Raw genomic sequence first — 18,919 nt, 5'->3', positions numbered from 1 at the left:
GGCCCGTTAACCAGTAATGAGAATGCTCTGTATCAACCAAAACGACAATTTTAATAATAAACAACAACTCTTTTTCTCTTTATCTCTTTTATGCCTGCCGGCCGGCAGGCAGGCTCTTAGCGCTTACTGCGCGCCCTGTACAAGCCCATTCAATGCCTGCTGATCTCCTACGGTATTGTTTTGCCTGTTGATAATTCCGAAACCATTATTTCCAAGTGATCCTTCGTCCCAGTAAAATGGAAGGAGGCCATTAGCTTTTGCCTGCTGAGTAATATATTTGTCCCAGTATGCCCTTGAAGCAAGATGAAGTGTAAGCGCATCACCTGTAAGTGAAAGCCGGCGGATGGCCCCATATTCACCCAATACCACCGGAATGCCCGCATTAACAAACTTCGTTTTCATTTTTTGAAACTCCGCAATCACATAATCTTCTTCACCCCAGGTGGCATTGCGTGAAGGATCGGTAGTTGAATGATAGCCCTGGCCCCAGTAATAGAACATCGAACCCCACGTTGCATCTGCTGTCAACCCGCAAAATTGCCAGGGCCCATAGTAATGAACCTCCGTCATCATGCGATTGGGCGTAGGATCGGTGGGAAGCGTATTCATCAACGTGCTGGTTTTATCAATATCTGTTCCTGGTCCCTGCACCACCAATACCCTATAGGTGTTTTTGCCTCCGGTTGAGCGGACTGCATCAATAAAGGTTTGATGGTAAGAGAGTAAAATGCTCATCTGTGTTGCATCATTTACAGGCGGTTCATTGGCACTGGCAAAAAGCAAATGTTCATCGAAGTCACGCATTTTGGTAGCAATTTGTTCCCAGAATGCTTTCTGTTTTGCATTCACCGAAGCCTGCGCCCTGCTGGTGATATTGTTGTCGAGCCATCCGCCGTCCCAGTGTATATTCAAAAGCACGTATAAACTATCATCAATACAATATTGCACTACCTGTTTTACCCGGTCAAGCCACTGGTCCTGTATCTTCGCTGTGGATTGATCAGCATACTGGTCCCACGAACAGGGAATGCGAACCGCATTGAATCCACTTTGCTTAACCTTGTCTATCAATGTTTTTGTAGTCAAAGGATTACCCCAGGCAGTTTCGCCGCCGATTGCTTCCAGCGTATTTCCAAGATTCCATCCCAGCTTCGTTTTGGAAGCCAGTTGAACGGCAGTACTGGGCATACCCGCCGCATCAGGCGGTAGCGGATTTGTGTTATAGCTGGGATACAAACTCCCCCTTCTGGCTGTTTGATCTTTTTGTTCCCTATCGTTCGTCGATGCCGACGAAATGAATTGGTCCTTTTTACAGGAGAATAAAGTGCATAATGCAATAACAAGCAATGGCGTTAGTCTCATGTGATTTAAATTTTAAAATTTATAAATTGTAGTTGATCACCGATTCGACAAGCCTGTAACCAAGGATCAGTTAAAAGAATTAAATGGCAGGGAGTAGTTATATATGAAAGAAGTTTTGCCAAAAACGCAATAATCAGAGATGAGCCGGGGAAACCAGCCAGCAGCAGTGGTAATTTCATATAGCAATGCAATAGTTAATTGAATGCTGCAAAACTATTACTGCATTGTTTCAAACAAGGGAGCCAAATGTTTCAGAATAGGGTATGAAATGATTCAAGGGTCTGATTTTCACAAGATTTATTCAATCAGGAGGCTTTAAGCACTGTCCTCTTTTTTATTGGCAACATATTGCGAAGGGGTAACATTAAATTCTTCTTTAAAGAATTTAGTAAAGTGCTTTGGGTTATTGAATCCCACTTCATAGGCAACTTCGGCAACCGTTTTTCCGCTTTTTTCCAATAACTGAGCGGCACTTTTCAAACGGATTGAACGGATAAACTCCAGCGGCGACTTGCCGGTAAGCGAATGGATCTTTCTATACAAGGTAACCCGGTTCATGAACATAGCCTGGCTAAAATCCTCTACTGAAAAGTCAGGATTATCAATATGCTTCTCTACAACTTCCAGCGCCTGTTGCAGGAATTTTTCATCAACAGATGTGACTGTTACTTCAGCCGGGTTGACCTCAATTTGTTTCTGGAACCTTTTCTGCAATAACTTTTGCTGGGCCAGCAGGTTCCTTATGCGGGAAGCCAGTATTTCAAAAGTGAACGGTTTGGTAATGTAATCATTCACGCCCACTTTCAAACCCTCCAGTTGTTTTTCCTCGCTTCCCATGGCTGTAAGCAGGATGACGGGGATGTGGGCAGTAAGGGTTTCGGTTTTAATTTTCCTGGCCATTTCAACGCCGTCCATTAAAGGCATCATAATGTCACTCACTACCAGATCGGGATTGAGTTGTTTTATTTTTTCCCAACCTTCTTTTCCGTTCGTGGCCTCTTCAACATGATATTGTGCCTGTAGGTTGTCTTTTAAATAAAAACGCAGGTCTTCATTGTCTTCTACTATTATTATTGTTTTTTTCTTACCACTCTTTTGGCTTTCTTCCAGTATTACCTGTTCCGCTTCTTCTACAGATATTGGGCTCACGGTGCTGCGGGTTGAAGGTTCATATATCTTTTTCGCAGGCAGTAAAACTGTAAAACAGGAACCTTTATCCTGATCGCTTTTTACGGTTATGATCCCATTGTGAAGCTTTACAAACTCTTTTGTAATGGCCAAACCAATACCGGTTCCCTGGTTCACCATGCTTTCCGGTACTTCCGTTTGAAAAAATCTTTCGAAGATCTTTTCGTGCTTATCTGCAGGAATTCCAATACCCGTATCTTTTACTTCTATGGCAAGGGTTCCATCGCCTTCATTATTTTCAGGCGGGTTGTACGTTAGCTTAACGCTCACCTTTCCGTTATCATGCGTATATTTAAAGGCATTGGAAAGCAGGTTGAATAAGATCTTTTCGATCTTATCCCTGTCAAAATAGATTTGGAGGCTGTCGATATTAGACGAGCATTCAAATTGAATTCCCTTCTTTTCCGCGATATCCATAAAAGACTGGCTAATGTCTTTGCTGAACCTGATAATGTCGCCTATTGCAGGATGCAGTTTTACTTCCTGCACTTCCATTTTCCTGAAATCGAGTAGTTGGTTTACCAGGTTCAATAACCGTTTTGCATTCCGTTGAACAAGGTTTAATTGCTTTTTCTGCTCTTCATTGGCAGTGTTTTCAATTATTTTGTTTAATGGGGCTATTATGAGGCTTAACGGAGTACGGAATTCGTGACTAACATTCGTAAAGAACTTAGTTTTTAACTGTTCTATGGCATGAGCCCTTTCTGCCTCCCTGCGCTGTTGTTGCACTTCAAAGCGCATGTGTATTCTCTCTAATGTAATGCGCCGCGCAACCAGGAATAATCCGGCAGCAATCAATGCATAAATAATATAGGCAAGAGGTGTTCGCCAGAACGGTGGTTCAATATTGACATGCAGGGTTTTTACATCACTCCATAAACCCTCTCCGTTTAAAACCTTTACTTTAAAAACATAATGACCAGGGTCGAGGTTTGTATAGGTGGCTCTTCGATGGTTGCCATCGGCATACAACCAATCCGAATTAAATCCCTCCATTATAAAAGAATATTTATCACGGCTGCTATGGGCAAAATCAAGTGAAGCAAATTCAATGGAGAAAACATTTTCTTTATACTTCAGGTCAATACTTTGCAGTTGTGATATAGATTGTGGCAGCAGAACCCGGTTATTGACTTGTTCACCTGGTTCAACATTTTTATTTAATATCTGCAAACCGGTGAACACAATTTTAGGATGATAAACAAGTTTCTTAATTGTAGAAGGGTTAATGATATTAAAACCGGAAGGCCCACCGAAGATCAATTCACCGGCCCGTGTTTTAAGCGCTGCATTTTCATTAAATTCCCGGTTTTGAAGGTTGTTGATCTCATCATAATTAATAATAGAAAAACCAAAACCGTTATCTTTTTGCCGGGGAATAGCATTACACAATCCATTAGGTGTTGAAATCCAAAGTGTATGGCGATCGTCTTCAAGAATATTCAAGATCATATTAACCGGAAGGCCATCTGATGTAGTGAATATCTGAAAGCTTTTTGTTTGCTCATTGAACAGGTTCAAACCTTCCCTGGTCCCGACCCACATTCTTCCCTTACTGTCTTCTAAAAAACAGATAACATTATTGTTGCTTAAACCGTTTTTGTTATCTGTTTGCTGATAAAAAGCAGGTGCATTTTTATTCTTTTCAAAAACAGCAATTCCCCCCGCGGTACCGATCCATAAGTTCCCTTTCCTGTCCTGCAAAAGAGCTGAAATAAAATTGGAGAGCAATGGGCTTTGCCGGCCTTCTTTATATTGATAATGTGTAAACCGGTTTGTCTTCCTGTCGAGAAGATCGATACCACCACCCAAAGTACCTATCCATAAATGCTGTTCCCTGTCTTCGAATATTTCCCACACCTTGTCGTCGGCCAAACTTGACGTGTCATTATCATTATGCCTGTAGCGCGTGAATTTGTGACCATCGAAACTATTAAGGCCACCAAAGTAAGTACCTATCCAAAGTTTGTCTTCATGGTCGATCCACAAGCTTACAATTACGTTATTGCTCAGGCTGTTATTATTATTTGGATCGTGCAGGTATTGTTTGAATGTATTGTTTTTCCTGTCGAAATAAATCAACCCTCCGCCGTTGGTCCCGATCCAGATATTGCCCCATTTGTCTTCCACAAAGCGGTTTACATCATCGTATTGAAGGCTCCTGCCATTCGATTCCTGGTGATGATAATGCGGGAATTGTACAATGTTGCTATTAAAATAATTAACCCCCTGCTTGTAAGTTCCCAGCCAGATAATTCCATTATCATCCTTATATATTGCAATAATGCTGTTATGGCTAAGGCTTTGGGGATCTTTGGGATCGTTCAACAGACGACTTATTCTTAAGTTGTTTTTTTTGTCGATCAGCGTAACACCGCCATGATCCGCAGCCACCCAGATCAAACCTTTGTTATCCTCAACGATTTGATTTATCAGGTTTGAACTCAGCTTAGATGGAAGTGAATTTTCATTAAACTGCCTGATCGAATTGTTTGGCGGGTGAAAAAGCAAAACTCCATAAGTATAATCCCATAGCCAGATATCTCCATCACTATCTACAAAAAGATGATGAGGGGTGCTCACTTTAATCAATTCCTGTACGGCGGTGCTGGAGAAAATAATTTTTTTTGCCTTTATATCATACTGTTGCAAAAATCCATCCTGGTACACCAGCCAAACCTTTCCATCTTTCGTTTCTTTAACCGAGGTGACTTTTTTGGAAGGGTTGAAATTGAAACGCTGCGCTCTTTTTTCTAAACTTGAATACAGGTACAAATCGAGGTTGTCGTACAAAAACCAGTATCTTCCGTTGTTCCCTTTTACAATATCAATGATTGCCCCGGAAGGCAAACCAAGCGTATGCAAATAGTTATTATAACCAGCGTCGAATTTTTCTGTTTGGGAATTATAAATACAGGGGCCTTCCCGGGTCGTCACCCACATCTTTCCATCGGGCAATTCATACAGGGAGAGAATATAATTATCGTACAGCGATGAGCTGTCGTAATAATTTTTATTAAATATTTTAAAGGAATATCCATCATACCGATTGAGACCCGACAGGGTGCCAAACCATAAAAAACCATCCCTGTCTTTTAGTATGGTATTGACCTGGTTATGTGAAAGACCGGAAAAAATATCCAGTTTGGAAAAATTATAACGCTCACCTTGAGGAAAAACAGCTGGCGACAAAAACAGCAATACAACCGAAATGAGAAAACGCATCACTACAAATTTAACTAAATAGATTTTGCACTATCAGTGCAGAAAACCCGTTCGTATTCCTGCAAAGTTGGGTATTAAGTTAACAAATGGAGTGGAATCAGGATTTTTTTTTATATTAATTGGAAGAGGAAGGTTACATATGAAACCTGCCAGATTTCATATATTGTACATGTTCACATGAAAAAAGTTGTATTGAAATCAGCCATCACTGCCGGTAAGGCATCAAAGCAGGAAGAATTCAGAAAATTGTAGCGGAGTCAATCGTTGTTTAACAAGCAATACAAGCGTTAATCGTATGCTGTAAAGCTATAACTGTACCGGTTGAGACATGGTACCAGATTGTTTCAATGTAGGGTTGGAAATGTTGCAAATGAATGATTTTCTTGTCCGGTGGTCACATTTGGCTGTTTGAGATAATGGATCACCTGAACAACTCCTGTGCAAAATTGTACAGGTAGTTCCGCCATACCGGCCAGGTATGTCCGCCAGGATACTCACTATACTGATATTTAGTATTCATTTCATCAAACTTTGAAAGCATGATCCTGCAGTTATTGTAAGCAATATCTTCTTTGCCGCCCATGGCGATCCAGAAACGCTTCAATCCCTTACGGCGATAATCCCAAAATCGACTGGTAAGCCTATAGCCAATTAAATAAAATTAGCTTTACCTTCATCCGGTTAACCTTTATTTGAATATAGCAAGGCAATCTTCATGGAACATATTTATAAGGTAATTTGGAATGATAACGAAATAGGCGAAATATCCGAATTATCAAGGGACATGTGGTATCGCTGCTCCTTCCGCCAAATTTTATTGTTTTGCTACGTTCTTTGATGGAAAGTCATTGTCGCTAAGGCAAATTACTTCAAAAGAGGCATTGGATATGTTTTTTCCAAACCGTTAATCACACGTGTAAATGCTCAATAATAATGTATAAAATTAAGCTTACCTTTATAAAGTCAACGTCTACCTGAACAAACCCAGGTAAGAATAAGCCACCTCCGCTCATTGAATCGACCAAAAAATCGACCAAAAAATTAAATAGTTGATTTTCCTTAAGATATAACGGCCGCACATATCCCGTCCGGTCCGCCTAAACGAGTAACTTATAAACACCCTCATCTTTTTCCAGATATTCCTTCCCTCCTTCTTTAATCCGGCTCTCCCAAATCTCTTTCACCTTTATCGCCGCCTGCTCCGGACTAATCCGAATATACCTATAAAAATCCTTAGTACTCTTATGCCCACTGATTTTCATGATCAGCTCAACCGGTGTACCAGCCAGGAATTCATTAGTACAAAACGAACGGCGACAGGTATGGGTAGTGATCCATTCACACTTCGGCTTTACTTCATCAATATTCTTATTTCCTTTTGTATAGGAGTGCTTAACCCGCTCCGTTATACCCGCCAGTTTGCATACCGTTTTTATATGACGGTTAAATTCGGCATTGGTGAGCGGTTCGTAATTTTTTTTGAACCGGTGTTCTAAGATATCCTTCGCCGCCTGGCGTAATGGTATAACAACCCGGTGACTGGATTTTTGCTGCTTCTTATAAAGGAACTCACCGCGTATATCCGGGCTTTCCAATACAGAAAAATCTGAGAACCGGAGTCCGGTTAAACAACCCAGTACAAAATCATCACGGTAGGGCTTTAAGTGTGGATGCGCGGAAAGATCAAGGGTCCATATCTTCTCGATTTCATCCCAATTTAAATATTCTGCATCCACCTCCTCTCCTACCACATACCAATCAGATAGATCAATTGGTGCTATTATCTTTTTCTTCGCCCGGTTAATTAGAAAGGTGCGCAGTTGATTGATCGTTTTGCCTACGGTATTAATTTTTAAACCGACAATATGCGCTTTGCGACGGCGCTGTACATACTCGTGGGATAGAAAATCAACAAAGTCTTCGTAGAAATCGAGGTTGAATGTTTCAAATGTGAGGTTTATCTGCCGGGCTGCCTGATAAGCCAATAAGTGATCCTTCATATTCCGATAAATCCGCGGCATATCTTTCGATACCTTCTTTGTTTTAGATATTATATATAGATCGATCTGATGGAAAACATCGAGCTCCGTCTTCTTTTTTTCTATTTCCTGAACAACCCTTTCTTGCTCATCCTTTTTAACCAATTCATCTAAAGAATAAATATCCAGGTCCGGTTTGTAATACTTTTTTACAAACTTGTCCTTATCAGATATATTCCTTTTTTCAGCGTACTTTATAATATCTGCAACAAGGCTTAGCTGAGCAACAATAACATCGTTGATCTTCCTGGCACTTCCATATTCGGGAGGTATATCACGGCTTATTTTAAGATTCTGTTTGTCCCAATATTTCACTGGAATTTCGATTCCGGTATCCAACAATGGCTTTTTCCTACTTGTGAAACAATATTGAATGTGGATGATGCTAATACCGTCTTTTCTGGGACGAAAGCAACCTGGCTTGATCGGATATAACGTAGTTCGCTCCATAATGATCCTAATTTTTAGTCGAGTAAATGGTCGAGTAAATTCCGGAGTTAACTATGTTATTCAGAAATAAAGGTAAGAAGCCACTGAAGATGACCGTTGTTATAAAAGACTGAAAAAGAACGCGGTAACTGTAAAGTTGTATAAAACTAAAAAAGGACCGCGATTAAGCGATCCTTGATTAAGAGGTCCCGACCAGATTCGAACTGGTGTAGGAGCTTTTGCAGAGCTCTGCCTAGCCACTCGGCCACAGGACCGTTCATAACACCCTCTCGTATGGGGTGTGCAAAAGTAGGATATTTGTCGGATATTTATCATCAGGATCAATACAATTTTATGCAAAGAATTCAGGAATCGGAATTGATTATCAATAATCGGGGGGCCGTTTACCACCTCGACCTGCGCCCCGAAGAACTGGCAGATACCATCATTACCGTGGGCGACCCCGACCGGGTTGCGGCCGTTAGCAAACATTTCGATAAAATTGAATATAAATGCCGGCACCGCGAATTTATCTCCCATACCGGCTACGTGGGTAAAAAAAGACTTACCGTACTATCTACCGGCATCGGTCCTGATAATATTGATATCGTGATGAACGAGCTCGACGCCCTCGTAAATATCGATTTTACCACCCGTACCATAAAACCGCAGCTTACAACCCTTAATATCATCCGGGTGGGTACCTCCGGCTCACTACAGGCCGATATACCTACCGATAGTTATGTAGCTTCTACTCACGGGTTGGGTATCGATAACCTGCTGAACTTTTACCGGTACGATGAAAATGAGGAAGAAAAGCAATTGCTGCAATCTTTCATCACCCAAACCCAGTTAAATAACCGCATTCAACCTTATATATGCGGCGCCGGCGCCCATCTCATTAAAAATTTTGTAAACGGGTTTCACCACGGAATTACGGTTACCTGTCCGGGTTTTTATGGTCCCCAGGGCCGGATTTTACGCCTGGGACTTAGCAATCCCAACCTGATCGACCGGCTTACCCAATTTAGCTTCGGCCCCCACCGAATTACCAATTTTGAAATGGAAACCAGCAGCATTTACGGATTGGGAAAATTGCTCGGTCACCATTGCCTGTCGCTAAGCGCCATTGTGGCCAACCGGGTATCGAAAGAATTTTCGAAAGACAGTCAGAAAGCGATTGAAGGGTTGATTAGTAAAACCTTAGATATAGTAAGTAGTTTATAACTTTTTGTTTGGGAGTTAATAGCTATTTTTACAGCTATTTTTGAACTGAAAGCTGACAATAAGAACGTCGATTAATTATATGGAATTGATTTTTCAGAAATATCAGGGAACGGGAAATGACTTTGTTATTTTAGATAACCGCGATGAACGATATAATGATCTAACCACCGATCAGATCCGCTTTCTTTGTAACCGCCGCTTTGGTATCGGCGCCGATGGACTGATGTTGCTGAATAATGCCAACGGGTACGACTTTGAAATGAAATACTATAATGCCGACGGCCGCGAAAGCAGCATGTGCGGCAATGGCGGCCGTTGCCTCGTTAAATTTGCTTATAACATTGGCCTGCATAAAGAAAAATACCACTTCATTGCTATCGACGGTCCGCATGATGCTGAAATCGACGACGACGGCACTGTAAGTTTGAAAATGAAAGATGTGGATGGAATAAAAAACCATCATAACGACTTTATTCTTGATACAGGCTCGCCCCACTACATTAAATTGACGCCTGATGTATGGAACTACGAAGTATATAAAAAAGGAAAAGAAATCCGCTACAGCAATACTTTCGCCAAAGAGGGCATCAACGTAAATTTTGTTGAGCAGAAAAATAACGATGAAATAATCGTTCGCACATACGAACGCGGGGTTGAAGATGAAACCCTTTCCTGCGGTACCGGCGTAACCGCCAGCGCCCTGGTAAGCTATCATAACGAGCGGGGTTTCAATGAAGTAACCGTTCATACCCGTGGCGGAAGATTAACCGTTGAATTTGACCGAACCGACGACGATATCTTTCGCAACATCTGGCTCTGCGGCCCCGCTGAGAAAGTGTTTGAAGGAAGCGTAAATATAAAATAATTATCATTTACCGGTTGCCAGGTCCCGGAAACTGGTAACCGGTAACCTATAAATCATCACTACTTTTTCTTCGTAGTGCTTTAAAAGTTTAACCAAAAAAAGACCTGTTCGTATCAAAAAGCGGCCTTACCTTTGCGCCGCTTATGATCCAGTACTTCAAAATTATTAATTACCAGACAATAGCGATTGATAAGCCCGAATCGGGGTCATGGGTGAATATTTTACCCCCCCTGAAACAGGAAGAGTTTTCTGAATTATCAGGAGAGCTTGATATTCCGCTCGACTTTTTGACCGATTCGCTCGATATTGATGAAAGAACCCGTTTTGAGGAATCAGACAATGTAAAGCTGATGGTGATCAAAACACCCACGGAAAACAATTCTTTCAACGAAAGCGACGCTTACTATATTACCATTCCGATCTGTATCATTCTCACCCACAACCAGATCGTAACAGTTAACTCCTTCGAAAACGGCGCCATAAAAAAGTTCCTGAACACTTTTCAGAACAGGCATCCCGACAATCGCAAAATGATGGTATTGAAGATCATCGAAAAGATCATTCAAACCTACATGGAGTACCTGAAAGAAATCAATCAGCGTAGAAATATATTTGAACAAAAGCTGTATGCCGCCAGCCGTAACGAGCATTTGTTGCAGCTGATGCGTATACAAAAAAGCCTGGTGTATTTTGTTACAGCGCTTCGCTCCAATGAAATGCTGCTGATGAAAATTGAACGCACCAATTTTCTGGGGTTGAATGAAGAAGAAAAAGAGATCTTAAACGATTTGATCATTGACAATTCGCAGGCGCTGGAAATGGCTAATATTTATACCAACATCTTAAGCAGCACCCTCGATGCATTTGCCAGCATCATTTCCAATAACCAGAACGAAATATTGAAACGCCTGGCGGTAATTACCATTGTGTTAACGTTGCCGGTTCTGGTAACCAGCATCTATGGTATGAACGTGCCAATTCCCTATTCACATTCGCCCTATGCCTTTTATATTCCGGTGTTTTTATCATTGCTGATATCGCTGGTAATTGGCTGGTTCTTTTTGAAGAAGAAAATCTTTTAATATGCTTAACGCGCAACGCATAATGCATAACGCAAAATGCACAACGCTAAACGCCTAACGCATTACTCCCTGCTTGTATTCAGCGTTCAGCATTCGGCGTTCAGCGTTCAGCATTTGGCTTTCAGCATTTAGCATTCGGCGTTTAGCATTTTTCATTAGCAAATTAGCACATTATCAAATTAGCACATTAACATGTTTAACATTCGTGTCTACGGCATCCTGATCGGCGAAAACAAACAGGTACTGGTAAGCGATGAATTTATCAGAGGTGGTTACTATACCAAGTTTCCGGGCGGCGGCCTGGAATTTGGCGAAGGCACCCGTGATTGTTTGAAAAGAGAATTTAAAGAAGAAATGGACCTCGATGTGCATATCGGCGATCATATTTACACCACCGATTATTTTCAAATGAGCGCCTTCAATCCCAGTCATCAGATCATTTCAATATATTACTTCGCTCACGCACTGGAACCTATCAAGGTACCGCTTCGTCAAAAGCCTTTCGATTTTGATGAAAAACAATTAGCTGTTTATAACGAAAAAGGCGAAACAGAAACTTTCCGTTTTATTAACTGGAACGATTTTTCAGATGCATCGGTTACCCTCCCCATCGATAAAATAGTAGCAAAATTGATAAAAGACGGAAAGACGGGAAGTCTGTAAGTCCGAAAGAATCATACATCTGTTGCAGGCATCTTTCCGACTTCCGGTTATCCGATCTTCCGGACTTTAATTAGAACAAATAAGGCAGCTTTAGCGCAGGAAACATCCCCGCTGTATAAGTCTCAATCTCCCGGACTTTCGGACTTTCGGTCTTCCGGACTCTTTTCAAAAACGAAACCGGTAATGTAGCCTTCACGCCTTCTTTGTCGTAAATATATATCAGCGCCGAACCGCCGCTCATGCCGAATACATAACCTATTCTGTTACCAACAGCATCCTGGTCCTGCTTCGAAGGGCCTTGTATATAGCATATCCATTCTGTTTGTTTGTTCGATGAAAAAGATACGCGGTTGGGATTAACAGCTTCAACCGGTTCTTCGGAACCATCGCTGTTTTTTTTCACACATCCGCAGGGATGACTATGATAATACACCAGCGCCTGCTCCTGTTGCTTAATGTATAAGGATGCGCCTGCAAACCAACGCGGATCAGATATGTCACCGGTTATACAGGTTATTGTTCCATCGGGTAACAATACACCGCCATGCTCTTTAAACTTTTTCGATTCACTGCTATTGCATCTTGCCTGAATGTTATCATACATGCGGCGAAGAATACTTTTATCAAGTACTTCAATAACGTTTTCGGTTACCAGCGGATCATCTATCATTCCTTTTTTGATCAGCTTTTCAACTTTCCGCGACACCTGGCGTGGAATAGATATTACTGTAGCTGTATTATACAATTCACTTGCAGCAACCGTTGTATCCTGCGGTGGTATGTCGTGAAATACCTCGTTATATTCTTTTCGTGTTTTGATCACATAGCTTGTTCGCCTGCCGGCATTTGTATTTACATATAATAACCTGCCATGTTCATTAAAATAAAAAGCGGTGTCTGATGCGATACTGTTGGTGTAAGCATTTGCCGTGTTAAAAGAAGAATGTGTTAAAACGGCGAAGAGCGTAATACGCAAAGCGATTTTGTAAGATAGGTTTGTATGCATAACAGATAAGGTTTAACAGGATAAAAATTAATTAAAGCTACTCCACTCATTTTACTGAGCGGCTTTCAATAAAGGGTATGACTTTAAAAAATAAATCCTTGAAGTTGCGGCTAATCCAGGCTAAGCAGAATACTATGCAAGTGTTTAATAATCGGGCAGCAATATTACTTCGTAAAAATATGTGATCCAAATTTACAACTGCAAAAAAACACTTATGTGACAAACTCGCTAACCTGATCTAAACCGTTAGAGCCGAACAAAAAGATAACATTAGATATTTTTAATACACAGAACAGCCTTAAAGAGAATTGTTATGGCAACCAGCGTTCATTTTCCTACGTAACAACAATTAACATTTGGTTAAGGGGAATTGCCTGTTTCCAGTTACCTGTTACCAGTTTACAGGTAACCGGCTTCAGGTAACTGATAATCTGAAATATGCAACATGCACACTGAAACCTGTAACCTGAAACTTGTAACCTGCAACGGCTCATAAGCCTGCTAACAAAATAATCGTTTTAGCTTCCTATACAACCCCGGCGAATTTTATTTCCTCAAAAAAATGCCGGCCAGTCAGTTACACCTGTTTCGCCTGCAGGCACTTTATGTACATATGCAGGTATTAAACGGAAGTAACACCCAAAGCCGGTATGGTTTTCAATTTTTCCAACCCTTTGGCACCAATTCCCGTATAATGTATAAACCCTGAACCGAACAGCAACCCCGCCACTTTTTTCTGCGTATCTGTTCGTAACAGGATGCCCATGTCATTTATGAATCAATGATTTGCCGGCAGGCATACAGGTTCACATTTGACGATCACACCTGCTAACCGGTAACAGGTTCAATAAGCGTGGAAGAGGCTACTACTTCTAACTTATAAACCTGTTCACTTATCCACTTTGCTATCTGTTATTAACAAAACAAACGTTTAACGATCCTGTGCAACTACCAGCCAATCGAAAACTGGATAAATATCTTGGGTATTGTTTAATTGCCCTTTTATTACCCGTAACCCGGTTATTAGGCATTGTGCTGCGCCGCAATCACCGGTTGCAGCAGCCTCCGCAACACCTGCTGTTTATTAAACTATTGGGCCTCGGCAGTTTGGTAGTGGCAACTGATGCCATTGTGGCCATGAAACAAAAACTTCCCAATACCCGTTTCATACTGGTTACAGATAGCAACATCGCCGCCGGCATTGAACCCTTTCATGTTTTTGATGAAATATGGGAAGTTGAAACAGGCAATTTATCTGCCACCATCAGTACATCATTACACTATATTGTAAAATCGTGGTCGCTGAAAAAACTATGGGTGGTTGACCTCGAAGTATATTCAAAGCTCACTACCATATACGCGCTACTCACCATGGCCCCCAATCGCTTTGGTTTTCACCTGCGGCCGGTATTCTTTCGCAAATACCTGAATACACACAATATTTTGTTTCAGCAATCGGCTTTTCTGGAAGATAATTACCTGCACATGGCGCAGGTAATAACCAACACACAAAACTCACTATTGCACGAACAGCCTTTGCCTTTACAAAAAGATACTTCACAAAAGGCATACATCATACTCAACAATACCTGCAGCACTCTGGCGCTGGTTCGCAAACTGCCCGATGCTGTTTTTTCAGCTGTATGTACCTGGATACTTGAAAACACGCCGTACAGGATAGCCTTTCTGGGAGCCGGCAGCGATAAAGAAGCAATCGATCAGTTCGTTGATGAACATATACCAGCTTACAAAACACAAGGCAAAATCGTAAACATTGCAGGCGCATTAGATTTTGAAGCGTATTACCGGTTCATTGCCGATAAAGGGGCCTGCCTGGTAACTATCGACAGCGGCCCGTTGCATATTGCCCGCAAGCTGGGGGTGCCTACTGTATCAATATGGGGACCAACCAATCCTGCCAATTATTTAAAAATACGGCCCGGTGAAGAACAACGGCATGTATTTGTTTACAATAAAGTTCCCTGTTCGCCCTGTGTGCATCATTACGAAACATTGCCCTGCGGCGGCAATAACTTTTGCATGAGCAACATTACGGCTGAAAGTATCATCGACAAGCTCAGCTGGTTATTGAAGGATCTCGAATTGAATAATAACATGGTACTGAAAGATTCCGTTCTTTTGTCCCCGAGGGACAACAAATAGGTAGCAGAAATAATTCAGGGCATTTTGTGCCGTCAGGTACAAAACATTACCAAAGCACATGGTTAAAGCACTCAATGTTCCGTACCTACGGCACGGTAATACGATTATTACATCGATTTTCTACCAACATAATGTGCCTGATGGCACTAAGGCTCTTGAACGATATTTAATCTTCCTCAATGCATAAAATCCTACGCCCCTGTTCTTATCCGACAGATAAATAATATCCCCATCGTTTATAATCATCGGCTGCTTTTTCAGATCGGCAGAAGCAGTAATTTGTTTGCCTTTATAAAAAAGCTGGTTGTTGTAAAGCTGTACATCATTTGTGGCATACTGTTGAACAGCATATCCGGCATCGGCCTCATGACTGCCTTTATCATCCCAATAATAATAAACCAGTCTGTTGTTTTTTACCGCATATTCATAAATAAGCGGCGCTTTTGTGGTAAGCAAATATGTACTGGTATCATTGTGGCGTTTACGCAGCATGTCGGGCAGCAACAGCACGGCAAAAAAAACGACCAATAGTTTCCATGGCAACCGGATGCTTGTATAATATAATAACAGGCAGAAAAATAAAAGCAATAAATATAACCGGGGAAATTGTAACAGCAGCGGTAAACCGCCAAATGATTGTACCGGAATAGCAGCTATCAAAAATAAAACCGCTATGCTTATATAAACCGGCAACATCCGTTTGCTGGCGGCTTCGGTAACCATAGCAGATAATGCTATAAAAGGTATCAGCAGTAATATCAACGAATATGAACTGCCATTGGGCGAAAGCAGTAAACTGGCGGTTATCCAAACGGCAAAGATCAATAGCTCCAATGGCTTTTTACCAGCAGCAGCATCGTTGTTTTTTTGAAAGATGGTGGCACCAACACAACACGCCAGTATCAACGCTTTAAACAATGCCATGCACAGGCTGAATGCTATGGTACTGTTATAAACCACCTCTGGGTTTTGTACTTCATCATACACAAAAAAATTCTTCAGCAACATGTTGGCACTCTGAAAAACGTAGGTATAACTGTCATTCAGTTCGCCATTACCAGCCCGTGGCAATATGGTAAATACATAATACTGCCACGATGCTACCCCGTTCAACAATAATGAAATACTTCCAAGTAATGCACAGCCAATGGTCACATACACCACGTTTTTATACTGCTTTTTGGCAATGAGGTAAAACAAAATAACCGCCGGAAATAATTTAAAAACAATGGCCGTTGCCCATAATAAGGAAGAAAGCACTAACTGGCCTTTTTTATAAGCCATAAAACCTTCGAGCAGTAACACGCATACCAGCAAATATGACTGTCCAAAGAAAATATTATTGCGAAGCGGAATAAAAAATATCACCGGTATCAGCCATAACATCCAGCGAGGTGATGCTGTAAACCGTTGCACCCGAATAAGCGTAAACAGGAACAGCCCCACCGAAAAAATGTTGAACATAATTTTTGATGCTACCACCGGCAACAGCAAAAAAGGCGCAAAAACAATTGACGTAAATGGCGGAAAAGGGGTATACGATACATACACACCGGTATACCCTTTTTGCGCAATCAGCGCATTTAATGCATAGGTGTCATACACGGTTTTGAAATCACCCTGCAGTAATCCGGCACTTCCAAAATAATATCCGGCAAAATCTGAAAGTGGGGCGCCTGTACTTTTATATATAAAATACACCAGTAGCACAGCAAGAGGAAAAATCGGGTAATATGATCTTAAACGGTTATACACAATTGGATATCAGTACGGTAATTGAGGTAAAAGGGTTGCCGGTGTTAAATATCGAATATCGAACCGAAGAACTTTGAATTTCGAAATTGTATTTACTTCGAAATTCAAAATTTTACTTTCAATATTCGATATTTCATTTAGTTTTTCCACAGGCAACTCAACTCACCCCTCATCCGTAATGATAATCAGTCAGATCGACACTAATGAATAAAATACTATTATTCAATCCGCGAAGCGCCAGAAGCAAGCCCAGAATACCCAATTCTATTCTTTCCATAGCGGCTGCTATTGAAGGGGTATACGACTATGTAATTGTTGATGGCAATCTTGAAACAGATCCCTGGCAAAAAATAAACAGTTATTTGTCATCGGGCGAATTCGGCTATTTTGGCGTTACCTGTATGCCCGGACCGCAATTGCGGCAGGCGATTCCCATTTCAAAAAAAATACGCGAACATTATCCGTATATCACCATCATATGGGGCGGCTATTTTGCCAGTAATCAGCCAAATGTGGTGTTGCATTCGGGATTTGTTGATTTTATTGTAAACGGCCCCGGCGATAAATGCCTTCCGGCTTTGGTGCAGGCATTAAATACAAAGCAACCCTGGCAAAATATTCCTAACCTTATTTACAAGAGGGAAGAGGGAATTATCAAAACGCCTAAAGATGAGCTGTACGACCAGGATGCACTGGCGTCACTACCCTACGATACGCTGAACAGATTTTATCCGTTGCGCCGCTATTTGGGCAAAACTTATCTGGGCACACGAACTATTGCCTATCACTCCAGCATGGGTTGCCCTTTTAAATGTTCGTTTTGCGCCGTAGTACCCATTTACAATGCGCGCTGGCGGGGCAAATCGGCTCAGCTGATTTATCAGGACATCAAATACCTGAAAGATGAGTATGGTGGTAATGCCATTGAATTTCACGACAACAACTTTTTTGTGTCGGAAAAAAGAACGGTTGAATTTTCAAAACTCATTCAGCCCGAAAATATGGTATGGTGGGGCGAAGGCCGCATTGACACCATTGATAAATATTCCGATCAATCGCTTGAGCTGATGCGTGCATCGGGTTGTAAGATGATCTTCTTTGGCGCCGAAACCGGTAACGACGAAATACTGAAAAAAATGGATAAGGGCGGCACGCAAAGCAGCGCACAGATCAGAGCCTTTGCTGCCCGCATGGCCAAATTCGATATCATTCCTGAATATTCGTTTGTATTAGGCACCCCGGCCGATACGCCCGAACAGGTGATGAAACAAATTGATCAGGATATTTCGTTCATCAAAGAGATCAAAAGCATCAATCCCAAAACCGAGATCATTATTTACCTGTATAGCCCGGTGCCTACCGAAGGATCTGAACTGTATAAAAAAGTATTGGAAAGCGGTTTTCATTTTCCCGAAAAGCTCGAAGACTGGATCAGTCCGCACTGGGAAAATTTTGATTTGCGCAAAAATCCGCTAACACCCTGGTTAACGCCCGAAATGGTTGACAAAATCAAGGATTTTGAAACCGTTTTGAACGGCTACTACCCTACTGTGTCGGACATACGATTAACCGGTTTCAAAAGAAATATTATGCGCGGCATTTCGGCCGTACGCTATAAAACCGGTTTGTATTGGAAACCGTATGAATTAAAAGTGTTGCAAATGTTGTGGAAGTATCGTCAACCCGAAATTGAGGGATTTTGATTTAAGGGCGCTGGCGCCCAGAAATGCAGTGGCGCTAAGAGCTTAAAAGAGAAAAGGAGAAAAAGAGAATACAAAAAGCTTTAAAACTTTTGAAACCTGATAATTAGTGTAGAAGATGAAAAACCGAAAAATCTCTTTTTTCTCTTTCTACTCTTATACCCTCTTAGCTAAAACTTTCGGCCTGAGCGTAGCGAAGGCCTTAAAATGGCGAA

General features: G+C 41.5%; 12 protein-coding genes and 1 tRNA gene. 6 read left to right on the top strand and 7 right to left on the bottom strand.

The features are described from left to right. Positions 1-123 precede the first annotated feature (123 nt). The 5 genes from AC59IL_RS37865 to AC59IL_RS37845 all read right to left on the bottom strand — a co-directional run bounded on the left by AC59IL_RS37865 (position 124) and on the right by AC59IL_RS37845 (position 8,518). On the bottom strand, positions 124-1,362 hold the full coding sequence (locus tag AC59IL_RS37865) for a glycoside hydrolase family 5 protein (protein ID WP_496557460.1): 1,239 nt from the start codon (positions 1,360-1,362) through the stop codon (positions 124-126). A 5-nt stretch (positions 1,363-1,367) separates the two neighbouring features. Then, positions 1,368-1,541 carry a hypothetical protein gene (locus tag AC59IL_RS37860; protein ID WP_496557459.1) on the bottom strand — a complete coding sequence of 58 codons (174 nt, stop codon included), beginning with the start codon at positions 1,539-1,541 and terminating at the stop codon, positions 1,368-1,370. A 136-nt stretch (positions 1,542-1,677) separates the two neighbouring features. Beyond that, on the bottom strand, positions 1,678-5,775 hold the full coding sequence (locus tag AC59IL_RS37855) for a hybrid sensor histidine kinase/response regulator transcription factor (protein WP_496557458.1): 4,098 nt from the start codon (positions 5,773-5,775) through the stop codon (positions 1,678-1,680). Between the two features lie 1,097 nt (positions 5,776-6,872). Beyond that, the gene (locus tag AC59IL_RS37850) at positions 6,873-8,264 is read right to left on the bottom strand and encodes a tyrosine-type recombinase/integrase (protein ID WP_496557457.1); all 1,392 of its coding nucleotides are present in this window, start codon (positions 8,262-8,264) and stop codon (positions 6,873-6,875) included. A gap of 183 nt (positions 8,265-8,447) precedes the next feature. Then, a tRNA-Cys gene (locus AC59IL_RS37845) sits at positions 8,448-8,518 on the bottom strand. Positions 8,519-8,597: 79 nt separating this feature from the next. On the opposite strand from AC59IL_RS37845, the gene AC59IL_RS37840 reads away from it, so the two are divergent. The 4 genes from AC59IL_RS37840 (at position 8,598) to AC59IL_RS37825 (ending at position 12,080) form a co-directional block, all read left to right on the top strand. Further along, the gene (locus AC59IL_RS37840) at positions 8,598-9,470 is read left to right on the top strand and encodes a nucleoside phosphorylase (protein WP_496557456.1); all 873 of its coding nucleotides are present in this window, start codon (positions 8,598-8,600) and stop codon (positions 9,468-9,470) included. Between the two features lie 79 nt (positions 9,471-9,549). Then, positions 9,550-10,335, top strand: coding sequence for a diaminopimelate epimerase (dapF, locus tag AC59IL_RS37835; protein WP_496557455.1), 786 nt, complete (start codon positions 9,550-9,552; stop codon positions 10,333-10,335). 143 nt (positions 10,336-10,478) lie between these two features. Further along, on the top strand, positions 10,479-11,417 hold the full coding sequence (locus AC59IL_RS37830) for a magnesium transporter CorA family protein (protein WP_496557454.1): 939 nt from the start codon (positions 10,479-10,481) through the stop codon (positions 11,415-11,417). 192 nt (positions 11,418-11,609) lie between these two features. After that, the gene (locus AC59IL_RS37825; protein ID WP_496557453.1) at positions 11,610-12,080 is read left to right on the top strand and encodes an NUDIX domain-containing protein; all 471 of its coding nucleotides are present in this window, start codon (positions 11,610-11,612) and stop codon (positions 12,078-12,080) included. Positions 12,081-12,150: 70 nt separating this feature from the next. Here the strand turns inward: AC59IL_RS37825 and AC59IL_RS37820 are convergent, their stop codons facing one another. Then, entirely contained in the window at positions 12,151-13,086 is a 936-nt protein-coding gene (locus tag AC59IL_RS37820) for a hypothetical protein (protein ID WP_496557452.1), read from the bottom strand. A 942-nt stretch (positions 13,087-14,028) separates the two neighbouring features. On the opposite strand from AC59IL_RS37820, the gene AC59IL_RS37815 reads away from it, so the two are divergent. Then, positions 14,029-15,249, top strand: a complete 1,221-nt coding sequence (locus AC59IL_RS37815; RefSeq protein ID WP_496557451.1) for a glycosyltransferase family 9 protein — start codon at positions 14,029-14,031, stop codon at positions 15,247-15,249. Positions 15,250-15,369: 120 nt separating this feature from the next. Here AC59IL_RS37815 and AC59IL_RS37810 read toward each other — a convergent pair whose 3' ends face one another. Further along, positions 15,370-16,959: a glycosyltransferase family 87 protein gene (locus AC59IL_RS37810; RefSeq protein WP_496557450.1), complete on the bottom strand. Its 1,590-nt coding sequence runs from the start codon at positions 16,957-16,959 to the stop codon at positions 15,370-15,372. Between the two features lie 248 nt (positions 16,960-17,207). Between AC59IL_RS37810 and AC59IL_RS37805 the strand changes: the two genes are divergently transcribed. Then, complete coding sequence (locus AC59IL_RS37805) at positions 17,208-18,707, top strand: B12-binding domain-containing radical SAM protein (protein WP_496557449.1); 1,500 nt, start codon at positions 17,208-17,210, stop codon at positions 18,705-18,707. Positions 18,708-18,919 lie beyond the last annotated feature (212 nt).

This window comes from Niastella sp. sgz303648 (genome assembly GCF_059587045.1).
The sequence above is the reverse complement of the archived record's forward strand: the minus strand, read 5'-3'. Positions and strand labels throughout refer to the sequence as shown.